The organism is Flexivirga sp. G2 (assembly GCF_055397625.1).
Genome location: NZ_AP039675.1, coordinates 1,837,661 through 1,858,150 on the forward strand (window position 1 = coordinate 1,837,661; position 20,490 = coordinate 1,858,150).

Annotated in this window: 22 protein-coding genes; 13 read left to right on the forward strand and 9 right to left on the reverse strand. The window is 68.5% G+C overall.

Annotated features, from left to right (window positions below):
• Positions 1 to 136: 136 nt before the first annotated feature.
• A complete protein-coding gene (locus ACZ50J_RS08755; RefSeq protein WP_464300885.1) occupies positions 137 to 733 on the reverse strand; it encodes a LysE/ArgO family amino acid transporter in 597 nt (198 codons plus the stop codon).
• A gap of 73 nt (positions 734 to 806) precedes the next feature.
• Here ACZ50J_RS08755 and ACZ50J_RS08760 point away from each other — a divergent pair, with 73 nt between their 5' ends.
• From ACZ50J_RS08760 to ACZ50J_RS08795, 8 genes are read left to right on the forward strand one after another with little or no spacing between them, the layout of a single operon-like run.
• Positions 807 to 1,706 (forward strand): LysR family transcriptional regulator ArgP, encoded by a 900-nt coding sequence (locus tag ACZ50J_RS08760; RefSeq protein WP_464300886.1) that lies wholly within the window; start codon positions 807 to 809, stop codon positions 1,704 to 1,706.
• A 30-nt stretch (positions 1,707 to 1,736) separates the two neighbouring features.
• Complete coding sequence (locus tag ACZ50J_RS08765) at positions 1,737 to 1,955, forward strand: hypothetical protein (protein WP_464300887.1); 219 nt, start codon at positions 1,737 to 1,739, stop codon at positions 1,953 to 1,955.
• Positions 1,952 to 2,833 carry a hypothetical protein gene (locus ACZ50J_RS08770; RefSeq protein WP_464300888.1) on the forward strand — a complete coding sequence of 294 codons (882 nt, stop codon included), beginning with the start codon at positions 1,952 to 1,954 and terminating at the stop codon, positions 2,831 to 2,833. Before ACZ50J_RS08765 ends, ACZ50J_RS08770 begins: the two co-directional genes overlap by 4 nt.
• A 48-nt stretch (positions 2,834 to 2,881) precedes the next feature.
• Positions 2,882 to 3,325 carry an SRPBCC family protein gene (locus tag ACZ50J_RS08775; protein ID WP_464300889.1) on the forward strand — a complete coding sequence of 148 codons (444 nt, stop codon included), beginning with the start codon at positions 2,882 to 2,884 and terminating at the stop codon, positions 3,323 to 3,325.
• Positions 3,325 to 4,296 (forward strand): hypothetical protein, encoded by a 972-nt coding sequence (locus ACZ50J_RS08780; RefSeq protein WP_464300890.1) that lies wholly within the window; start codon positions 3,325 to 3,327, stop codon positions 4,294 to 4,296. Before ACZ50J_RS08775 ends, ACZ50J_RS08780 begins: the two co-directional genes overlap by 1 nt.
• 1 nt (position 4,297) lies before the next feature.
• On the forward strand, positions 4,298 to 4,804 hold the full coding sequence (locus ACZ50J_RS08785) for a hypothetical protein (RefSeq protein WP_464300891.1): 507 nt from the start codon (positions 4,298 to 4,300) through the stop codon (positions 4,802 to 4,804).
• A gap of 57 nt (positions 4,805 to 4,861) precedes the next feature.
• Positions 4,862 to 5,869, forward strand: coding sequence for an ROK family glucokinase (locus tag ACZ50J_RS08790; RefSeq protein WP_464300892.1), 1,008 nt, complete (start codon positions 4,862 to 4,864; stop codon positions 5,867 to 5,869).
• Entirely contained in the window at positions 5,866 to 6,582 is a 717-nt protein-coding gene (locus ACZ50J_RS08795) for an endonuclease/exonuclease/phosphatase family protein (protein WP_464300893.1), read from the forward strand. The genes ACZ50J_RS08790 and ACZ50J_RS08795 overlap by 4 nt, the downstream gene beginning before the upstream one ends.
• A gap of 21 nt (positions 6,583 to 6,603) precedes the next feature.
• Here the strand turns inward: ACZ50J_RS08795 and ACZ50J_RS08800 are convergent, their stop codons facing one another.
• The gene (locus tag ACZ50J_RS08800; RefSeq protein WP_464300894.1) at positions 6,604 to 7,173 is read right to left on the reverse strand and encodes a hypothetical protein; all 570 of its coding nucleotides are present in this window, start codon (positions 7,171 to 7,173) and stop codon (positions 6,604 to 6,606) included.
• A 10-nt stretch (positions 7,174 to 7,183) separates the two neighbouring features.
• Positions 7,184 to 7,936 (reverse strand): alpha/beta hydrolase, encoded by a 753-nt coding sequence (locus tag ACZ50J_RS08805; RefSeq protein WP_464300895.1) that lies wholly within the window; start codon positions 7,934 to 7,936, stop codon positions 7,184 to 7,186.
• Between the two features lie 162 nt (positions 7,937 to 8,098).
• Here ACZ50J_RS08805 and ACZ50J_RS08810 point away from each other — a divergent pair, with 162 nt between their 5' ends.
• Positions 8,099 to 8,971, forward strand: a complete 873-nt coding sequence (locus tag ACZ50J_RS08810) for a lysophospholipid acyltransferase family protein (RefSeq protein ID WP_464300896.1) — start codon at positions 8,099 to 8,101, stop codon at positions 8,969 to 8,971.
• Positions 8,972 to 9,019: 48 nt separating this feature from the next.
• Complete coding sequence (locus ACZ50J_RS08815) at positions 9,020 to 10,408, forward strand: class II 3-deoxy-7-phosphoheptulonate synthase (protein WP_464300897.1); 1,389 nt, start codon at positions 9,020 to 9,022, stop codon at positions 10,406 to 10,408.
• 67 nt (positions 10,409 to 10,475) lie between these two features.
• Here ACZ50J_RS08815 and ACZ50J_RS08820 read toward each other — a convergent pair whose 3' ends face one another.
• The 3 genes from ACZ50J_RS08820 to ACZ50J_RS08830 all read right to left on the reverse strand — a co-directional run bounded on the left by ACZ50J_RS08820 (position 10,476) and on the right by ACZ50J_RS08830 (position 15,738).
• Entirely contained in the window at positions 10,476 to 12,881 is a 2,406-nt protein-coding gene (locus ACZ50J_RS08820) for an FUSC family protein (protein ID WP_464300898.1), read from the reverse strand.
• A 96-nt stretch (positions 12,882 to 12,977) separates the two neighbouring features.
• Positions 12,978 to 14,843 carry a Stk1 family PASTA domain-containing Ser/Thr kinase gene (pknB, locus tag ACZ50J_RS08825; RefSeq protein ID WP_464300899.1) on the reverse strand — a complete coding sequence of 622 codons (1,866 nt, stop codon included), beginning with the start codon at positions 14,841 to 14,843 and terminating at the stop codon, positions 12,978 to 12,980.
• 58 nt (positions 14,844 to 14,901) lie between these two features.
• Positions 14,902 to 15,738: a lytic transglycosylase domain-containing protein gene (locus ACZ50J_RS08830; protein ID WP_464300900.1), complete on the reverse strand. Its 837-nt coding sequence runs from the start codon at positions 15,736 to 15,738 to the stop codon at positions 14,902 to 14,904.
• Between the two features lie 238 nt (positions 15,739 to 15,976).
• On the opposite strand from ACZ50J_RS08830, the gene ACZ50J_RS08835 reads away from it, so the two are divergent.
• From ACZ50J_RS08835 to ACZ50J_RS08845, 3 genes are read left to right on the forward strand one after another with little or no spacing between them, the layout of a single operon-like run.
• Positions 15,977 to 16,348, forward strand: a complete 372-nt coding sequence (locus tag ACZ50J_RS08835; RefSeq protein ID WP_464300901.1) for an Rv2175c family DNA-binding protein — start codon at positions 15,977 to 15,979, stop codon at positions 16,346 to 16,348.
• Positions 16,349 to 16,372: 24 nt separating this feature from the next.
• Positions 16,373 to 16,693, forward strand: a complete 321-nt coding sequence (locus tag ACZ50J_RS08840) for a lycopene cyclase domain-containing protein (RefSeq protein WP_464300902.1) — start codon at positions 16,373 to 16,375, stop codon at positions 16,691 to 16,693.
• Positions 16,690 to 17,028 (forward strand): lycopene cyclase domain-containing protein, encoded by a 339-nt coding sequence (locus ACZ50J_RS08845; protein ID WP_464300903.1) that lies wholly within the window; start codon positions 16,690 to 16,692, stop codon positions 17,026 to 17,028. Before ACZ50J_RS08840 ends, ACZ50J_RS08845 begins: the two co-directional genes overlap by 4 nt.
• On the opposite strand, the gene ACZ50J_RS08850 is transcribed toward ACZ50J_RS08845, so the two are convergent.
• Genes ACZ50J_RS08850 through ACZ50J_RS08860 form a run of 3 tightly spaced genes read right to left on the reverse strand, consistent with a single transcriptional unit; the run spans position 16,970 to position 20,425 of the window.
• A complete protein-coding gene (locus ACZ50J_RS08850) occupies positions 16,970 to 17,866 on the reverse strand; it encodes a phytoene/squalene synthase family protein (RefSeq protein ID WP_464300904.1) in 897 nt (298 codons plus the stop codon). The two genes, ACZ50J_RS08845 and ACZ50J_RS08850, sit on opposite strands and share 59 nt — an antisense overlap.
• Positions 17,859 to 19,349: a phytoene desaturase family protein gene (locus ACZ50J_RS08855; RefSeq protein ID WP_464300905.1), complete on the reverse strand. Its 1,491-nt coding sequence runs from the start codon at positions 19,347 to 19,349 to the stop codon at positions 17,859 to 17,861. Before ACZ50J_RS08855 ends, ACZ50J_RS08850 begins: the two co-directional genes overlap by 8 nt.
• Positions 19,346 to 20,425 (reverse strand): polyprenyl synthetase family protein, encoded by a 1,080-nt coding sequence (locus ACZ50J_RS08860; protein ID WP_464300906.1) that lies wholly within the window; start codon positions 20,423 to 20,425, stop codon positions 19,346 to 19,348. The genes ACZ50J_RS08855 and ACZ50J_RS08860 overlap by 4 nt, the downstream gene beginning before the upstream one ends.
• Positions 20,426 to 20,490 lie beyond the last annotated feature (65 nt).

The following is a 20,490-nucleotide window of genomic DNA, read 5'->3' on the forward strand; positions in this document are numbered from 1 at the left end:
AGCACGTTCGGTCGACCGCGAGCTCGCTGCCACCGCAACGGGTCTCGGGCCACCGGGTCGGTGCTGGCTGAGGTTCCATGTGACGAACGTATGCGGCAGGTGTGACAAGCGTGCCCGGGACGCGCCGGGCCGGCCGCTACTCCAGGACGAGCAGTGCGGCGACGGTCAGCATGGTGAGGCCGACGAGTACGTCGAGCACTCGCCAGGTTGCGGGGCGGCTCATCCAGCGTGCGGCGTAGCGGGCGCCATACCCGATGAGGGTGAACCAGATGATGCTGCCGAAACAGGCACCCACCGCGAACCACCAGCGGCCCGTCGTGCCGTGCTGGTTGGCGATGTTGCCCAGCATCAGCACGGTGTCCAGGTAGACGTGCGGGTTGAGGAAGGTGATCGTCAGCGCTACGACCGCCACGGAGCCGCGCGCTGCGGGTGCGCCGGTGCCGAGTGCGGCGGGCCGTCGTGCCGCCAGCAATGAGCGGATCCCGAACCACACGAGGTATGCCGCGCCGAGCCAGCGACATACGGTCAGCACGGTGGGATGGCTCTGGACGACGGCGCCGACGCCGGCGACACCCGCGGTGATCAACAGGACGTCGCCGGCGATGCAGATGAGGACGACCGTGCCGATGTGTTCGCGGGACAGTCCCTGGCGCAGCACGAAGGCGTTCTGTGCCCCGATGGCGATGATGAGGGAGAGGCCGGTGAGTAGGCCGGTGAAGAGTGCACTGAGCATGACGGGGCCAAACCTACGGTGGCAACGAGCTTCAGAGAAGCGAATGTTTTTGATGAACCATTAGCATCGCTTCATGCAGGACGAGCAGCTCCGCACACTGGTCGCGGTCGCAGAGGAGGGCACCTTCGAGGCCGCCGCCCGGCGACTCTCCATCACGCCGTCGGCCGTCAGCCAGCGGATCCGTGCATTGGAGCTGTCCGTGGGAGCGGTTGTGGTGCAACGTAGTTCGCCCGTCAAGCCGACGGGGGCGGGCCAGGTGCTGTTGCGTCTGGGCAGGCAGCGGATGGCGCTCGAGGACGAAGCACTCGCGCAACTCGGGCTGCGAGCCGGCGGCGTCAACGACCTCGCGGTCGCGGTGAACGCGGACTCGCTCGCCACGTGGTTCGACGACGTGCTCCGGACGGCCGCGGGATGGCAGGACGTCGCGCTGCGTCTGCGGGTCGAGGACCAGGCACACAGCAGCTCCATGCTGCGGTCGGGCGCAGTGGTCGCCGCGATCACCTCGGATCCCGGTGCGGTGCAAGGGTGTTCCGTCATACAGCTGGGGACCATGCGGTATCTGCCGTTGTGCGCTCCGCAGCTGCGCGACCGACATCGTCGCGGTCGGTCGGTCGACCTGACCACGATGCCGATGGTGCGGTTCAACGAACGGGACGACCTGCAGGACGAGTTGTTGCGAGCCCGCGACGTTCGCGCGACCGGCGCGTTGCACGAGGTCCCGTCCTCGGAGTCCTTCGCATCCGCGGTGTCGGCCGGACTCGGCTGGGGGATGGTCCCGGTTGCGCAGGCACGGCGGTGGATCAAGGAGGGGACACTGGTGAAGGTCGTGCCCGACCATGTCGCCGACGTGCCGTTGTACTGGCAGGCATGGCGACTGCGGACCGAGGCACTGGAGCGACTCTCCGATGCGGTGGTCCGTGCTGCGCACGGGGTCCTGTCACACGTCCGCCCTAGCGTTCGAGGCGAAGGTTGATCCATCGACCACGAACGAAGAGGTGATGACATGCGGATCGATTGCGATACCTGCCCCGTGCGCAACCGGCAGTGCGCCGAGTGCATGGTGACGGCGCTGCTGCAACTGGCACCGCTCGAGCAGCGCCTGGACAGCGACGAGCGACGAGCGGTCGACACCCTCGCGTCCGCCGGACTGATCTCTGCGCAGGAAGCGGTGGCGGCCACCGCGCGGATCGAGCCCTGGAAGCCATTACGGTCGACCGGGTGAGCAGGACGGCCCCGCAGACGATCACCCGCCGTATGGCGTGCGTCGTCGGCTGGGTGCTGACCGTCGGCCTGCTCGCCGGCTGCTCGTCGGACCGCCCACCGACCGCGCGGGCGTCCTCGTCCGGAACACGATCGGCCGGCACAACACACACCGTTCGTGCCGGACAGGTGACGGTGTCCGGCGCCTCGCCCGAAGCGCGTTTGCGACAGGTCGCACGCGACGCACGATCCGCCGTTGACCGGGTCCGTGCTGTATGGGGGAGCGCGGTGCTGACCGGTCCGGTGCGCATCGATGTGCCGGTCGACGCGGCCGGCTTCCGAGCGCACGGCGGCTCGGTGGAAGAAGGCGCACAGATCGCCGCGACAACGACTCCTGCGGGTGTGGTCGTGCTCGCCCCGACGCTGTTCACCCAGGTCACCGACGAAGGCGTTCTTGTCGTGCTGACCCACGAACTCACCCACGTCGCCCTTCATCAGGCCGGCGACCGGCATCTCGCTCGCTGGGTCGTCGAGGGCTCGGCGGAGTTCACCGCCTACCGGCCGACCGATCTTCGGTTGCCTCGACTCACACCCCAGCTCGCAGCCGCTGTGCGCGCAGGCCACCCACCCGCGGGTCCGCCGTCCGACGCGCGGTCCCGGACCGCGCCGCAGGCGGCATACCAGGAGGCCTACGCGTGGTGCGCCTTCCTGGTCGATCGTTTCGGCCTCCACCGGTTCACCCGGTTCGTGCGGTCGGCCCGCACCGGCGGAGACGCCGAGTTCGCAGCCGCTTTCGGTCAGTCGGCCGTCGCGTTGCGGAGGCCCTTCCAGCAGTTCCTGCACGCCCAGGTGACCCCGAACGACACCACGAACACCACCCCGGGCGGCGCACACAGCTGATTCGTCACGCGCCGACCGCCGCCCTGCACCGGCAGGTAGGCTCCCCGCATGGCTGACAGCACGAAGTCCTCCGTCTCGATCAACGCCGCACCCGCCGAGGTCCTCGACGTGATTGCCGACTTCGACGGCTACCCGGAGTGGACCGGCCAGATCAAGAAGGCGGAGGTCCTCAGCGAGGACGAGCAGGGCTGGCCGCTCGAGGTCCAGCTCACGCTCGACGCCGGTGTCATCAAGGACACCTACGTCCTCGCCTACACCTGGGACGTCGCCGAGGACGGCACCGGGGTCGTCTCCTGGAACCTCGTCAAGTCCAGCATCCTGAAGGCATTGGACGGCGTCTACCGGCTCACCGGTGACGGTGACACCACCAACGTCACCTACGAACTCAGCGTCGACCTGAGCATTCCGGTCATCGGCATGATCCGTCGCAAGGCGGAGAAGACCATCATCGACACCGCCTTGAAGGGCTTGAAGAAGCGCGTCGAGGGCTGATGACGCCGAGGGTTCTGCTGGTCGCGGGACCGGGTGGGGCCGGAGCGTCGACCACGGCTGCACACATCGCGGACCGGCACGCCGCTGCTGGACGGTCCGTCACGGTGCTGGACGACGACCCGTATGACGGAGCGTCCGCGCGGTGCCGTCATACATCGGTGCTGCGGCGCAGTGAGCAGGACCGAAGCGGTGACGGTGCCCGGCAGGTGCTCGAAGCACTCGGCGGTTCTCCCGACGTGCTCGACCCGTTGCGGGACACGGCGACGGCCGCAGCGCTGCGACTGCTGTGGTCCATCCCGCTGGACCGGCCCACGGACCACCTGGTCGTCATCGATGCCGGAGCGTCCGCGCCCGAGATGGCGCGCATCGCCCGAACCCTGCCGGGGACCCTGATGCGGCTGTCGCGACTGGGCACCGGCTGGTTGCGCACGAGCCGACCACTGCTCGCTGCGATCGGTGGACGACGATCCGCGCCGGCCTTGCTGGAGCAACTGCAGTCGGCAGCGCAGCGGGCTCGCGGCATCCGGAATGCGATGTGTGGCGCGTCCGGCGGCGCGTTGGTCGTCGGTGGAGAGCCGGGAAAGACTGCGCGGGTCGGTATCGGCATCGCGCTCAGTGGCGTGCGCGTGCGTGGCGTCATCGGCCTGGCCGAGGACGACAGCGCCGTGTTGCCCGGTGTCCCACGACTCGCCCAGGACAACCTCGAGGGCGAGCTGGACCGCGACGAGGAAGCGCCGTTGCGGATCCAGCCGGACGAAGGATCCGGCTACCACATGCGAATGCCGTTGCCGCTCAGTGACTTTCGGGAGCTCAAGCTGCACTGGGCGGGTCACAGCCTCACTCTGAAGGCGTGCGGACACCGGTCGATGCTCGAGTTGCCGTCGGCCCTGCAACGGTGCCACCCGTCGGGTGCTCGGCTGCGGGACGGCATGCTTGACGTTGCATTCCGCCCGAACCGAGCAGGAGCCTGACGTGACACCCGACGAGCCTTCCGATCCCGAGAACCCGACATCGGGCGCTTCCGACGTCGCCGAGGAAGCCATGCGATTGGCCGAGGCGTTCGCGGTGTGGGCACAGAACGGCAAGCTGGCGGCCGACGCGGCCACCCAGGGCACTTCGTCGGACGACGCAGAGTCACCGGGCGCGGCAACCGACTCGAAGACCACCTCCGGGCCCGGCGCCGAACCCGCCGCGCCGAAGCCCGCTGCCACCCCGCCGAGCTGCGATTGCGCACACGGCGCAGCCGTCGAGACGGTCTGCCGCATGTGCCCCGTCTGCCGTATGGCGGGGCTGGTGCAGGCCGTGCAGCCGGACCTGCTCGACCGATTGGCCGACCTGTTGGGCCTGGTCGCCGGAGGGCTGCACTCTGCCGCGGAACAGCGGAGGACCTCCGATACGGGAAGCGGCAGCACCGGGAACCCGGTGCCACCGGAGGCTGACGGTGGCATGGATGTGCCGGTCACCGGCGATGACGACTGACACAACGATCGACACGATGACCGACACGGGATCGGAACGAGCAAGGGAGTTGGCACAGTGACGGATCCACACGGCTCACTCGCGATCGGGATCGACATCGGCGGCACCAAGGTCGCCGGCGGTCTGGTGGACGCGTCGGGCACCGTGATCGACCAAGTCCGACGGAACACACCGCACCGCACCACCGAACCGAAGGTCGTCGAGGACCTCATTGTCGAGGTCGTGGAGGACCTGCGGGCGCGCACGACCAGTGAGGTCGTGGCGATCGGCATCGGCGCGGCGGGATTCGTCGCCGCGGACCGGGCGACCGTGGTCTTCGCGCCGCACCTGTCCTGGCGGCACGAGCCGTTGCGGGAAGCGCTGCTGCAGCGGCTGGACAAGCCGGTCTTCGTCGACAACGACGCGAACGCCGCGTGCTGGGCCGAGTACCGCTTCGGCAACGTGCAGGGCGAATCCCACGTCGTCATGGTCAATCTCGGCACCGGGATCGGCGGCGCGATCGTCGTGGACGGCCGGATCCAGCGCGGTCGGTTCGGCATCGCCGGGGAGTTCGGACATATGCAGGTCATGCCCGGTGGGCATCGCTGCGAATGCGGCAACCGTGGCTGTTGGGAGCAGTACGCCAGTGGCAATGCGCTGGTGCGAGAGGCACGTTCGCTCGTTCTCGCCGGCTCACCACTGGCCCACGACCTCGCGGCGAGCGTGGGTGGCGACCCGCGTGAACTGACCGGTCCGATGGTGACCGAGGCTGCACGCGCCGGCGACCCCACGGCCGCCGAACTGCTGGCCGAGATCGGCACCTGGCTGGGCACCGGCCTGGCCAACCTGGCGAACGCGTTCGACCCCGGCGCCTTCGTGATCGGCGGCGGGGTGAGTGCTGCCGGGAGCATGCTGCTCGACCCGGCACGCGACTCGTTCCGCAGGCATCTCGCCGGGCGTGGGTACCGCCCCGAGGCCCGCATCGTGCAGGCTGCGCTCGGCAACGAGTCCGGTTTCGTGGGAGCGGCGGACCTGGCCCGCACCGCGGTCATCGCAGCGACCGGCGCGGAGGAGGCAGCGGGATGAGTGCTGCTCCGTCCGGTCGCACCCGAGGCACTCACGTGATCCGGGTGGCGTCATACAACGTGCGGGCGCTGAAGGACGGCCGCTCGGACCTGGTCGAGGTGATCCGTGCCATCGCGCCGGACGTCCTGTTGCTGCAGGAGGTTCCGCGGCATCCGGTGTCCGGTCACCGCATTGCGACCTTCGCCGACGACGTCGGCCTGACCTGGTTCGGGGGCAGGCGATTCCGGATGAGCACCACATTGATGACCAGCCTGCGGCTGGACGTGCTCGCCGCGTGTCACGGGCCGTTGCCGGTTCGGCGGTTCGACGAGCCACGTGGCTTCGGTATGGCGACCGTCCGGTTGCCGGGGCATCGACCATTGGTGGCGGCGAGCGCGCACCTGTCGCTGCGCGGTGCCGACCGACTGCCCGAGGCGAAGGCGCTGCTCGGTGCGGCGGCGGCCCAGGGGCATCCGGTCGTACTCGGCGGCGACCTCAACGAGGAACCCACCGGCAGGACGTGGCGCTACTTCGCCGATGAGCTGCGGGAGGTGTCCGCAGACGGCCCGACATACTCGGCGCAACAACCGCACAAACGCATCGACGGCATCTTCGCTTCGGCCGAGTTGTCAGCAGTCACACCGGAATTGGGCCTCGATCCGGCGCAACTGGCCGCAGCGACCGACCATCTGCCGATCGTGGTGGACCTGGACGTCAGCAGCCTCGCCGGCTGATGCACCAACGTCGCGGGTGGCTCAGAGCACCGCCCCGTCGTCGTCATCGTCGAGGTCGTCACGGTTCTTCGGTGACCGCATGAACAGTTGCACGACGCCCGCGACGAACAACGCGCAGGCGAGCACCCACCACAGGGATTGGGCGTAGCGGTCGAAGAAGAACAGGTAGAGCAGCCAGGCCGGACCGCCTATCAGGCAACCCGCCATGGTCCAGAAGCCCATGTCGTCACCGCTCGGCAACGGCCGCGGCGGCGCGGGCACGAAGGTGTCCGCCTCGTCGTCGTCCAGCAGCGACGCGGAGCCGCTCGGCGGCATACGCCATTGCGTGGGCAGGTCTGCCAGTGGCGACGGCGCGGCTGCCTCGGGCGACTCGGTCTGCGGGGTCGGTTCGTCGACCGGGTCCGCCGCATCCGGCGAGTCCTCGGCCGGAGCTCCGTCGGCGCGACCGTCGAGCGGATGGTTCTTGGAGGGTTCGATCGGCGCCGGGGTGTCGGGTACGACGAACGAGGGGTCCAGGTTCCAGATGATGTCGGCAAACCGGCGATCGATGTCGGTCTGCTCGTCCGGTTCCTCGCGGCCTCCGGGAGTCATGGCGCCTCGTTCACGCCCGCTCGGTGACCCGCTGGATGAACTGCATGGTTTCATCCTCGATCAGCGCGGCATCGTTGTCGAGGGTCGCGACGTGATAGCTGTCGGTCAGCAGGATCTCGGTCTTGTCCGTGCTGGACACGCGGGCCAGCAACAGTGCCGAACACTCCGGCGGCACGACGTGGTCGTCGGGTGAGTGCAGCAGCAGAACCGGCTGTGTCACCTGCGGCAGATCGCGGGTGACCTGCGCCCACATCTCCCGCTGGGACTGCAATGCGCGCAACGGAGTTCGGTCGTAGGCCACCTCGTGGGCGCCGGGTTTCTTGATGTCGTTGGCGATCGACGCGATCGACGGCACGACGTGCTGCAACGCCGGCAACGCCTTGAGCCGGACGTCCTTCATCGTGTAGGCCGGGTTGATCAGCACCAGACCCCGTATGGCGTGCGGGTGACTCTGCGCCGCCAGCGTCGCGAGGGTGCCGCCCATCGACAGGCCGACGACGACGATGCGGTCACAGCGCTGCCGCAGTTCGTCATACGCGGCGTCGATCTCCGACCACCAGTCGGTCCAGCGGGTGGTGTTGAGGTCCTTCCACGTCGTCCCGTGGCCGGGCAGCCGGGGCAGGCGCACCGTGTATCCCGCATCGGCGCATCGCTGCGCGATGGGCAACATGCTCTGCGGGGTCCCGGTGAAGCCGTGACAGACGAGCACGCCGACGTCCGAACCGTCATGGGCAAAGGGCTCGGCGCCGGGCATTACGTCCATCGTGGTTCCTTCGCTCAACGTGTACGAGGTGGTGCTGCGGGCAACATCCTTTCACCTCGGGCATCGCGTATGACGCCTGCCGTATCCTGCACCCGAAGCCGGTGACCTTCATCGGGTTACGGGTGCGAGCGGTCGGAACCAGCCCGGTGCGAAGGAGACGCAGTGTTCTATTGGTTGCTGAAGTGGGTGCTGCTGGGCCCCCTGCTCAAGGGTGTCTTCCGCCCGACGGTCGAGGGTGCCCAGAACGTCCCCGAGCGCGGGCCGGTCATCCTGGCCAGCAACCACCTGTCGATCGCCGACTGGCTCTTCATGCCGCTCGTGATTCCGCGTCGGGTGACGTTCGTCGCCAAGGCCGAATACTTCAACACCCCGGGCATCAAGGGCCGCCTGCAGAAGGCGTTCTTCTCCGGTGCCGGACAGGTTCCGATCGACCGGAGCAGTGGCTCGGCCGCCGCCGGGGCGCTCGCGACCGGCCTGCGCATCCTGCGCGATGGTGACATCTTCGGTATCTATCCGGAGGGGACCCGCTCGCCCGACGGCCGGCTCTTCAAGGGCAAGACCGGCATCGCTCGCATCGCGCTGGAGTCCGGCGCCCCGGTCATCCCCGTCGGTGTCATCGGCACCGACGTCATCGCACCCCAGGGCAAGCTGTTCGGCCGGATCGTGCGTCCGCACGTGCGTTTCGGTGAGCCGATCGACTTCTCCCGTTACGAGGGCATGGAGGACGATCGCTTCGTGCTGCGGTCCATCACCGACGAGGTGATGTACGAGATCATGCTGCTCACCGGTCAGGAGTATGTCGACGTCTACGCCGCCTCCCTGAAGAAGGGCGGGATCACCAAGAAGGCGAAGGAGATCGGTGGCGGTGCCGCGGCGCTGGCGACACAGGCCAAGGACCGGCTCCAACACCACAAGGACGACAAGGCCGAGGACAAGACCGACGACGAGCCGACGTCCGGCGCGAAGACGGCTGTCAGGGACGACCTCACAGCCGACGTCACGGTCGACACCACCGCCGAGGACAAGTTCCAGTAGGCAATACCGGGCGCGGCGCACCCATGCGGCGCCCGTACCCTTGGGCGGGTGAGCACGACGACCCCTGATGCATTTCCCACCCCCCGACTGCTGACCGAGCAGGTCGAATGGCCGGACCTGCCGGCGCTCCAGCAGCCGCAGTGGCCGGACTCTGACGAGGTATATCGCGTCCGTGCCGAGCTCGCCGCCGCACCGCCGCTCGTCTTTGCCGGCGAGTGTGATGTGCTGCGCTCGCGACTCGCTGCCGCCGCAGTCGGCGACGCGTTCGTCCTGCAGGGTGGCGACTGTGCGGAGCGCTTCTCCGAGGCGACCGCGGACAACATCCGGGACCGGGTCAAGACCATCCTGCAGATGGCGGCCGTCCTGACGTATGGCGCCAGCACTCCCGTGGTCAAGATCGGCCGGCTCGCGGGGCAGTACGCCAAGCCGCGCAGCAAGGACACCGAGACCCGGGGCGACGAGACGTTGCCGGCCTTCCGCGGCGACATCATCAACGACTTCGAGTTCAACGCGGCGTCGCGGACCCCGGACCCGCAGCGGCTGTTGCGTGCGTACCACACGGCGTCATCGACGCTGAACCTCGTACGCGCTTTCACCACAGGCGGATTCGCCGATCTGCGGCAGGTGCACGAGTGGAACCGCGGCTTCATCGCGAACGCCGCCTACTCGCGTTACGAGTCGATCGCCCGGGAGATCGACCGTGCGATGAAGTTCATGCTGGCGTGTGGTGTCGACTTCGACTCGACACCTCTCTCCGGCGTCGAGTTCTTCGCCAGCCACGAGGCGCTGCTGCTGGACTACGAGCAGCCGCTGACCCGGATCGACTCCCGCACCGGCAACCCCTACGCGGTCTCCGGTCACTTCCTGTGGGTGGGCGAGCGCACCCGTCAGCTGGATCACGCCCACGTCGATTTTGCGGCGCGCATCCACAACCCGATCGGTGTGAAGCTCGGCCCGACGGCCGACCCGGACGAGGTCGTGTCGTTGATCGAGCGGCTCGACCCGCGGCACGAGCCGGGCCGGCTGACGTTCATCACCCGGATGGGCGCGGGCAACGTTCGCGACAAGCTGCCGGAGATCGTTCGCCGCGTCACCGAGACCGGCGCGAAGGCCGTGTGGATCTGCGACCCGATGCACGGCAACACGTTCGAGTCCTCGACCGGTTACAAGACCCGTGAGTTCGACGACATCATCGAAGAGGTCCGCGGCTTCTTCGAGGTGCACCGCGAGCTCGGCACGGTGCCCGGTGGGCTGCACGTGGAGCTGACCGGCAATGACGTGACCGAGTGCCTGGGCGGCAGCGAGAAGATCCTCGACGCCGACCTGGAGAAGCGTTACGAGACGGCCTGCGACCCGCGCCTGAACCACCAGCAGAGTCTGGAGCTGGCATTCCTGGTCGCCGAGATGCTGTCGCAGCGGGACCACACCCAGCACTGACCATCGCGAATGACGGCTTCTTCGTCGAGTGACGGTCGAATCCGACCGTCACTCGACGAAGAAGCCGTCATTCGCCGTTGGAGGCGGTGGCTGCGTCGGCGACGGTGTCGAGTGCACGCACCTGCAGGTCGGCGGCGGCGGCGAAGGCCGCCATCGACTCGTCGAGCAACTGTGCGTCGCGCAGCAACATCTGTGCGGGCGTGATCAGGTCGGCGTCGGCGCGGCGCGTGGCGATGGTGTCGAAGAGCGACGCCGACCGGGTGTAGACGTAGTCACGCGCCCGCCGGTCCTCGGTGAGCCCTTCGGCGATGGCGCGGATCGAGCCGATCAGGTGGTTGCGGGCATCCTCGAGCGCTGTGACGTCCTCGCTGATGTCGGCGCCCGTCCAGTCGGTCGTGGACACCTGGATCCGGCTGCTCTCCTTCAGCAACATGCGGGCGCGGTGCACCGACGCATCGGCTGACGCCCGCAGTGTGCGATGTATGTCGCTGCCGGGACCCGGCAGGCCGCGCAACGGCTTCAGCGAAGCGACCAGTGTTTGGTGTGCGGCGTCGAGATCTCTTGCAGCAGAACGTACTTCGGAGTTGCCGCAGTCGCCTGTCGCTCTGCGCAGTGCGCTGTCGGCGACCGCTGCGACGGCATTGACGTGGTCGCGCGCTGCGACGCGAACAACCTGCCACGAGCGGATGGGCAGCACCACGATCACGGTCGCGATCGCGACCGCCGCGCCGATGGCGGTCTCCTCCAGGCGCAGCCGCAGCAACGCATCGGAGTACTCGCCGAGCTGGACGTACATCTGCGAGACCATCACCGTGATCCCGATGACCATGAAGGCGTAACTGATCCGCATCAGGTAGATGCCGAGACCGATCGCGACGAGCACGGTCAGCACGGCGAGATCGGTGTGGTGGCCGATCGCATGCGCGAGGAACGAGCCGACGAAGACCCCGATCAGTGTGCCGACGACGCGCAGCAGTCCCTTGCGCACCTGTTCGCCGGCGTTGTTGGCGCCCATGAAGGTGACGAAGGCGGCGATGACCGCCCAGTAGAACCGGCGCTCGGACAGGATGCTGCCGGCGACGATCGCGCCGGTGACCGCGACCCCGAGCTGTATGGCGACTCGCACGTTCGGTGCCAGCCGGATCCGGTCGATCGCACGCGGGCCGAGTTCCTGCGAGGCGTTCGCGCTGACCATGATCGAGCCGGGGAGCCAACCGGCCATGAGCTGCACCGGCGAGGTGAACTCGGTGTCCTCCGGCGTTTCCTCGGCGCCGAGGTGGCGCGGGTCGAACGACCGCTCGGCGATGTCTGCCCAGTCGAGCACGCTGGTCGCGAACCGGTGCAGGATCACCCGCCGGTTGCGTTCCTCGTCCCCGGCCGGCGGTCGGGATGCATGCTCGCGCAACTGGTCGAGCATCCGCGTTGCGGAGTGTCGCGCGGTCTGTGGATCGTGGTGTCCGACCGCCATCAACGACGTCCGCACCAGGGCGCGGTTCCCACGGCTGAGTCCGGATCGTCCGAGCGTGCCGGCGAATCGGGCCATGTTGCTGAGTGCCTGCTCGGCGTCGAACACCACCTGGTGCAGGCGGCGGGGCGACATACCGTCGGGCAGAGCCCCGGGGGCGCTGAGTGCCGCGTCGATCATCAGTGCGGTTTCGTTGAGGTTCACCGTACGGCGGCGCAGTCGCGCGACAGCGCGGCGCTCGGTGGGGTCGTCGACGACGTCGAGGGCGCTGTCGACGAGCGCGCGTGCCCGACTGGCGAAGGTGCGACGTACCCGACGCAGCGTGCGACGCCGGCTGGGGTGGAAGAGCACGAGTTGCGCCACCGCGGCGACGACAGCGCCGACGCAGACCTCGGGCGCGAGCCATCGGAGGGTCGAGAACGGGACCTGGGCACCCAGGAAGAAGCCCATGAAGTGCCCCATGAAGAGCAATTGGCCGCCGAGGAAGCCCCACGGGCCGAAGCGTCGCAGGTAGGCGCCGCCGGCCAGGATCACCGCGAGCAGGGTGAGTGCCACGGGTCGGTGGTCGGCGGTCGACAGGCCGATGGCCAGTCCGGCGATCATCGGGACGGGCATCAGCAGGATGGTGAGGTACAGCCGACCCACTGTCGGCACCATGGGAGCGGCGAAGGTCGCCATCAGGCAGATCATCGCGCCGACCATCATGCTCATCACCAGCATGGCGTGGTTGCCCACGGCCACCTTGGGCGCGAGCGCGGCGGGCACACCGGTCAGCGGCTGTTGGAGGGCTCCGGTCAGCTGCACGAACAGTCGCTCGGCGAGCAGCGCGGCGGCGATGCTCACCACGACCTGCACGGCCATCTGCAGTCGGTTCAGGCCGGGATCGGACGCCAGGAACCGGTCCGCCCATTCGAAACGAGGCGGTCGGGTCGTGCCGGTGGGGTGGGGCGACCGGCGACGCCGGGGAACGTCCGCGGTGTCCAGCGGGTGTGAGACCGTCCCCGTCATTTCGGGCGTGCGGAGCAATGGTCGGCTATCACTTAGGCATCCTATCGGATGAAGCCTCCGCTTATCGAATGGGTCGGCCGCTACGACCGGGCCGGCTCAGACCACGTCGATGGTGATGGTGCTGCCCTTGGGTGCCTGGGTATCGGCCTTGACCGACTGCCCCTGCACCTGGAAGAGGACCGGCACGAGCAACGGGTAGCTGGTCTTGACCTGGAAACCGAGGCCCTCGAGCTTGGCCTTGGCAGCTCCGGAGCTCATCCCGATCACCTTCGGAACGGTCACCATCACCGGTCCCTTGGAGACGACCAACCGGATCTCGTCGCCACGGTGACCGGTGCCGTTCGGCGGGTCCTGGCTGATGATGTCGCCGGCAGGCACCGTGTCGCTGTGCTGCGCTGCACCGAACGAGACGGTGAACCCGGCGTCGGTGAGCGTCTGCTTCGCGTCCGCCTTGGGGCGGCCCGTGACATCGGTGATGTCGATGGGCTGCTTGCCCTTGCTGATGACCAGGTCGACGGCGGTCCGGGGCTTCTGCGCGCTGCCGCCGTCCGGGGAGGCGCGCACCACCTTGCCGTTCGCGATCTTCTCGTCATACGCGCGGGTGACCTTGCCGATCCGCAGGTGTGCGTCAGTGATGGCGGTACGTGCGGCGGATTCGGTCCGGCCGACGACCGACGGAACGGTGTAGCGCTCGGCGCCCTTGGACACGGTCAGCGTCACGGTGGAGTTCTTCCGGGTGTCCTTGCCGGCTCCCGGGGTCGCCGACACGACCACTCCGCGAGCGACCTTCTCCGAGAAGACCTGCGTGACCTTCGCGTGCAGTCCCGCGTGTTGTATGGCGTCGACCGCGCGGCCCTGTTTCTGGCCGGCAACGGCCGGCACCGCGACCTTGCCCAGTGGTCCCGCGGTGAACGCCCAGGCACCGAGTCCGCCCGCGATCAGCAGGACCACCACGAGGATCCCGGCGACCCAGGGCCAGCGCCGGCGACCCACCCGACCGGTCGGCGGCGGGCCGCCTCGATCGATCTGCTGGGTGGAATCGGCAGCCAGTGGGCCGGTCCGGTGGTCATCGGCGGCGACCGACGACTGGATGCGCGGTGGCTGGTCGAGAGCGGCCGCGCCGAGCCGGTCACGGGTCAGGTGCAGCTCGTGCAGCAGCTCGCCCGCGTTCGCCGGACGGTCGTCGGGGTTCTTCGCCGTCGATCGCAGGACCAGCTCGTCGACCGCCGGCGGCACCGTCGGCACCGCATCGGACGGGCGCGGCATCGTGCCGTGGACATGCTGGTACGCGACGTTGATGGGGGAGTCACCGGGGAACGCCTTCTCGCCGGTCAGCATCTCGAAGAGCAGCAGACCCGTCGCGTAGACGTCGCTGCGCTCGTCCGCCCGGCCACTCTCGACCTGCTCCGGCGACAGGTAGGCGGCGGTGCCCAGCAGCACGTCGCTGTCACCGGTGACGGTGTCCGTGGTGACTGCACGGGCCAGGCCGAAGTCCGCGACCTTCACACCGTGCGCGCCGATGAGGACGTTCTCCGGTTTCACGTCGCGGTGGACCAGTCCCGCCTGGTGCGCCGCGTCGAGCGCGCGCACGATGCCCTCGGTGTAGTCCAGCGCCTGCCGGACCGGGAGCGGCGCATCGCGGCGGATCAGCTGACGCAGCGTCTGTCCGCGGACCAGCTCCATCGCGAGGAACACGAAGTCGTCGTCGGATCCTTGGTCGGTCACCGCGACGACATTGGGATGCGTCAGCCGGGCCGCCGAACGGGCCTCGCGCCGGAAACGCCGGACGAACTCCTCGTCGCGCGCGAGATCGGGTCGCATGATCTTGAGCGCGACCTCACGGTCCAGTCGCTCGTCGAGCGCGACGTAGACCGATCCCATGCCGCCGTCGGCGAGGTGCTCGCGGAGGACGTATCGCTCGTCGATCCGGCGTCCGACGAGTGATGGGGCGGATACTGACACGCTCAAAGTGTACGAACCTCGTGCTCGTGCGCCGGTCAGGTGGACTGGCGCGCCTCCCTCAGAGACGTTCCATGAGGGCCTTGACGTTCCGTACGTAGTGCGTGGTTTCGGCATACGGCCCGTGCTTCTTCACGCCGGCGAGGCCCTGGTAGTAGCCGCCGATCGCCTGATCCAGGCTCGTGGAGTTGCTCGTCAGATAGCGCAGGATCGCGACGCCGGCGGTGATGTTGTCCTCGGTATCGGTCAGGTCCAGGTTGCGGCCGACCATCGCCGACGCCCATTCACCGGACTGCGGCAGGACCTGCATCGTGCCTATGGCGTTCGCCGGTGAGACCACGCGCTGGTTCCAGCCGGACTCCTGCCAACTGACACCGAGAGCGAGTCGCGGGTTGACGCCATACCTGCGCGCGGTGCGTTCGATCATCGCCCGGGTCTGGGTGCGGCTCGGCACGGCCCGCTTGGCGATCGCCTCGCGGCTCGCCCTGACCTTCGCGGACGCACCGGTGGCGCGCGGCGGGGCCTTCCTGGTGGCCGCCTTCTTCGGTGCCTTCCTGGGCGTCGCGGACTTGTGCGGCGCAGCGTGTCCCGGAATCCGCAGCACCGATCCGCTGAGTACGCGGTTCGGGTCGGCGATGCCGTTGGCCTTGATCAGCGCTGTCAGCGAGACGCCGTGACGTGCGGCGATCCTCGTCAGGTTGTCACCCCGTTGCACGCGGTATGGCGTGGCGATGCGCGTCGCGGTCTTGGCGATGGCGGTGCTGCGCCGGGGCTGCAGTTTCGGGGTCTTCGATCGCGCCGGTTTCGCGTGCTGGGACGTCTTCCGGGCGTGGCCGTCGGCCTGCGCGTGAATCGCGTGCACGGCTGCCGGGGGCGCGCCGGTGGTGAGTGGTGGCATGGGTCTCCTTAGCCGGGGACGGACGTTTCGGGGACGTCCAGCTGTGGCAGTTGGGACAGATGTGACTCGTCGTCAAACTAGCGGCTCGTCGAGGCGAGGTGGCCGACCTGCAGCCCGCAGGCGTGTCGAAACACCGCACGCGCCCCACGAAGTTCTCCTGCTCCGTTCCTCCGACACTTGGCGGGGACCCCGATCCGTGTTCCGGGTGTTCCCGGGGAGTTCTCTAGACTCTGTGCTCGTGACTGATGCGACGAGCGACCTGGAGACACTGGTCGGAGACTGGCTCTCGATCCCCGAATTCGGCGATGCGCTGGGCATCACCCAGCGGCAGGCCCGTCGTCTGGTCGACGACAAGGTGGTGCTCTCGCACCGCGTCGGCCCCAACAACGCGCTCTGTGTGCCGGCCGCGTTCATCGAGGAGGATCACCTGCTGACCGCCCTCGAAGGCACGATCACCGTCCTGCTGGACGCACGGTTGTCCCCGGACGAGGCGCTCGAGTGGTTGTTCACGACGGATCCGACCCTGCCGGTCGACGGGTCGCCGATCACGATGCTGCAGGCACACCGCAAGGCCGAAGTGCGCAAGCGCGCCTCCGAACTCGCCTTCTGATCCGATGATCATCCAGCCGGTCCGGTGAGACATCTGGCGTATGCCGCGGTGCTGCTCGTCTGCTTGGCCGCGACGGTGCCGTTGGTCCCCGCCTTCCGGCTGGTCCGGATCTGCCGGCTACGAGTACTTCTCGCCGCGATCGCTTGCGCTGCAACGCCATTCGTCATCTGGGACCTGTGGGCGACACACGAGGGACAGTGGCACTTCGACAGTGCGCAGGTGCTCGGCGTTCGTCTCCTCGGCCTGCCGCTCGAGGAGTGGGCCTTCTTCATCGTCATACCGTTCGCCGGGATCGCCAGTTACGAAGCGGTCGGTGCGTTGCTGGATCGGCGGCGCAGCGAATGAGCTACACGGTGCTTGCGCTCATCGCCGTACCCGTCGCACTGCTGGTCGATCTGGTGATCGTGCGCACGCGGGTGGTCCTGACAGCACAGTGGTGGATCGCCTATGCGATCACGCTCGTAGGTCAGCTCGCGGTCAACGGCTGGCTGACCGGCCGCCGCATCGTCACGTATGACGGATCGGCCATCCTCGGCTCGAATCACGAGCGTTTCGTGGGGGATTGGCGAATCTGTTACGCGCCGGTCGAGGACCTCGGCTTCGGCTTCGCACTGATCCTGCTCACCCTCGTGTCCTGGCACTGGTGGAACTCCAGGGGTGCCCGCCCGCCAGCGCAGTAGCAACGACAGCGGCACGTCGCGCGGGCGGAACGATCACCCGGTCGCGGCACACCTCGAAGTCGCGCCGTTCGATCTCGCGCAGGATCTCGCCATAGAGCGCGAACGCCGCTCGCAGGCACGGCCGGACGACCGGGTCGACCTCGGCCAGCCCGGGCTCTGCGGCGTCATACAGCGTGCGGGCGCGAGCGATCTCCCGCTGCACCAGTCGTCGCAGCGGAGTGCTGCTGGTTCCGGTCGCGACACACGTGCCGAGGTCCTCCTCGGTGCAGCCGACTGCGCGAAGATCCTGCAACGGCAGGTAGATCCGGCCGCGCTGCCAGTCCTCGGCGATGTCCCGGATGAAGTTGGTGAGTTGGAACGCCTCGCCGAGCGCGGCCGCATGCGGCAGTCCCGCAGGACCGCTGCCGAGGATCGGGGCGGTCATCTCGCCGATGGCGGCGGCGCTGCCGCGCATGTATCCGCACAGGTCGTCCCAGGTGGCGTAGCGCGTCGTGGTGAGATCGCGGCGCATCGACGCGAAGAACTCCCCGAACAGTTGCTTAGGTATGCCGTAGGTCCGGACCGTATGACGCAACGCTCGCAACACCGGATCACTGATCTCCGAATCGCCGCGCACTGCCTCTGCCACCGCGATCTCCCACTGCGACAAGGACATTGCCGGGTCGGCACCGACCGCCGGAGCGTCGACCAGATCGTCGCTGCGCCGTGCCACGGCATACAGGGCCCAGACGTGCGGACGGCGGCGCGGTGGCAACAGGCTCGTGGCGCGATAGAAGGACCGGCCGTGTGCGGCGTTGATGGCCCGGCATGTCCGGTACGCGGCGCCGAGGTCAGCCATGGGTGCTGCTGCGCTTCGGGCCGTCGCCGGCAAGGACCCGCTCCGCGGCCAGCCGACCGCTGATCAGCACCATCGGCACGCCGACACCGGGTGTCGTCCCGGACCCGGCCAGCGCCAGGCGTGGTGCGATCAGGTTGGGCTGACGGAACGGACCGCTCTGGCGGAACGTGTGAGCACTGGAGAACGGTGTGCCCCAAGGCATTCCGCGCTGCTCCCAGTCCTGCGGGGTGATGAGGTGTTCCGCGACGAGTTCGTCGACCGGGTAACCGGCAGCGGTCAGGTGCCGCACCATGTGGTCCCGATAGCCGCCGCGCAGTCGCGACCAGTCGAGGTCACGACCGGTGCCGTGACGAGCCGGTGCGGGGAAGAGCGCGTAGAGGACGTCTGCCCCGACCGGAGCGAGCGTGGGATCCGTCCGGGTGGGCACCGACACCAGGAAGCTGGGATCGCGCATCGGCCGACCCGTGGTGATGTCGTCCATTGCACCGCGCAACGACGTCCCGAAGTGCAGGTGGTGATGTCCCATACCCGGCAGGCCGTCCGGGACCCCCGCGGCGAGCAGCACGCAGCTCGGCGCCGGTGTCGTGTCCGGTCGAAAGAGCAGCGGATCGGCCAACAGCGTTGCGGCGCGGTCGGGTTCGCAGGTCAACACGACCGCGTCGGCACGATGGACCGACGACGCGGCGTCGACGCGGTAACCGCCGTCGACGGTTCGGACGGCTTCCACCGGTTCGTCGAAACGGAATTCGACGTCGTGTGCCCGCGCGACGTCGACCAGGGCCTGCACGATCGCATGCATCCCTCCGACGGGGTAGGTCACGCCGTGCACCAGATCCATCGCGCTGACGACGGCGAACATGCCACGCGCCCGGTGCGGCGGCACTCCGACATACAGGGCCTGGAAGCTGAACGCCTGGCGCAGCCGTTCGTCATGGAAGAACGACGCGATCAACCGGTCCAACCGGCCGAATCCGCGCAGCGCGGCGAGTCGTGGCAGAGCAGGTCGGAGGAGTGAATGAACACCGTCCAGGTTGCGATCGATGAAGTGGGGGAGCTCGACGTCGTACAGGCGCTGGACGTGGCGGACGAACCGGTCATAGCCTGCGGCGTCGCGGTCGCCGGCCAGGTCTCGTATGGCGTCGCGCATCCGCTCGGGGTCGGTGTGCATGGACAGGCTGCTGCCGTCGGCGAAGTGTGCGATGTATGCCGGGTCCAGGTCGACGAGTGTCAGGTGATCGTCGAGGGATTCACCCACCGCAGCGAAAGCCCTCGCCAATTGGGCTGTTTCGGTCAGTACCGTCGGCCCGAGATCGAGGCGGTAGCCGTCGACGGCGACGTCCGGACAGCGTCCGCCGGCGGTCGGCTCCGCCTCGAGAACGGTGACCTCGACTCCGGCCCCGCGCAGATGCAACGCTGCCGAGAGTCCGGCGAGTCCGGCGCCGACCACGACCGCCTTCCGCGGCCGGCCGCCGCCCGGACTCACGACGAGCGTGCCGTGGAGATGTCGATCAGGTCGAGCAGTGCGGCCCGGCCCTCGTCCGTGAGCTGCGCGGTGTCCAGGGCGGTGCGGGCAGCGTCAGCCTGCGCGGAGATCAGCTTCTCCGTCTGGTCCACGGCACCGGTCCGGACGCATTGCTCGCGAAGCCAGGCGACGTCCTCGGCGGCGATGTGCGGATCGCCGAAAACGGCCCGGAATCGTTGCAGATCAGCGGAATTCATGCCCTGCAGTGCGTACGCGATGAGCACCGTGCGCTTGCCCTCCCGCAGGTCGTCGCCGGCCGGCTTGCCGGTCTGCTCCGGGTCGCCGAAGACACCCAGCAGGTCGTCACGCAGTTGGAACGCCTCGCCGAGCGCGAGTCCGTAATCGGACAACGCCGACAACGTGGTGGGGTCGGTGCCGGCGCAGGTCGCGCCGATCAGCACGGGGTGCTCGATCGTGTATTTCGCGCTCTTGAACCGAATCACCTTGCGAGCCCGGCTGATTCGTTCCTCGGTCGGAACGTCGTCCCAGGTCTGCGCGGCTTCGATGACGTCGAGGTACTGCCCACCCATCAACTGGGTGCGCATGGTGTCCATCGTGCGGCGCCCGCGGGCCAGTTCCTCGGCGGGAAGTCCGCTGGTCGAGTAGATCTCGTCGGTCCAGTTGAGGCAGAGGTCTCCGGCCAGGATCGCTCCGGCCTCGCCGAAACGCCCGGGGTCACCGGCAAGCCCTCGATCGCGGTGCGCATCGGCCAGCCGGCGGTGTGCCGACGGCATACCCCGGCGAACGTCGGAGTCGTCCATGACGTCGTCATGCAACAGGGCGGCCGCCTGGAACACCTCCAGGGACATGGCGGCTCGCACCAGGGCGACGCTGTCCCGGCCGCCGACGGCTCGGTAGCCGTAGTAGAAGAAGCCCGCACGCAGCCGCTTGCCGCCGCTGAGCAGCGTGAAGACGGCCTCGAGCAGGTCGGCCATGTCCGGACCGAGCGGTGCCAGGATCGCTGCCTGGGTCCGGCGCTCCTCATCGAGCGCCTGCTGGACGCGGGCTCGCAGGTCGGCGAGGTCGACGGTGGGCAAGTGGATGTCCTTCCGAATCGTGATCGAGTTGAGCGTAGTCGCCGCGCCGGTCCGTAAGCTGAGCG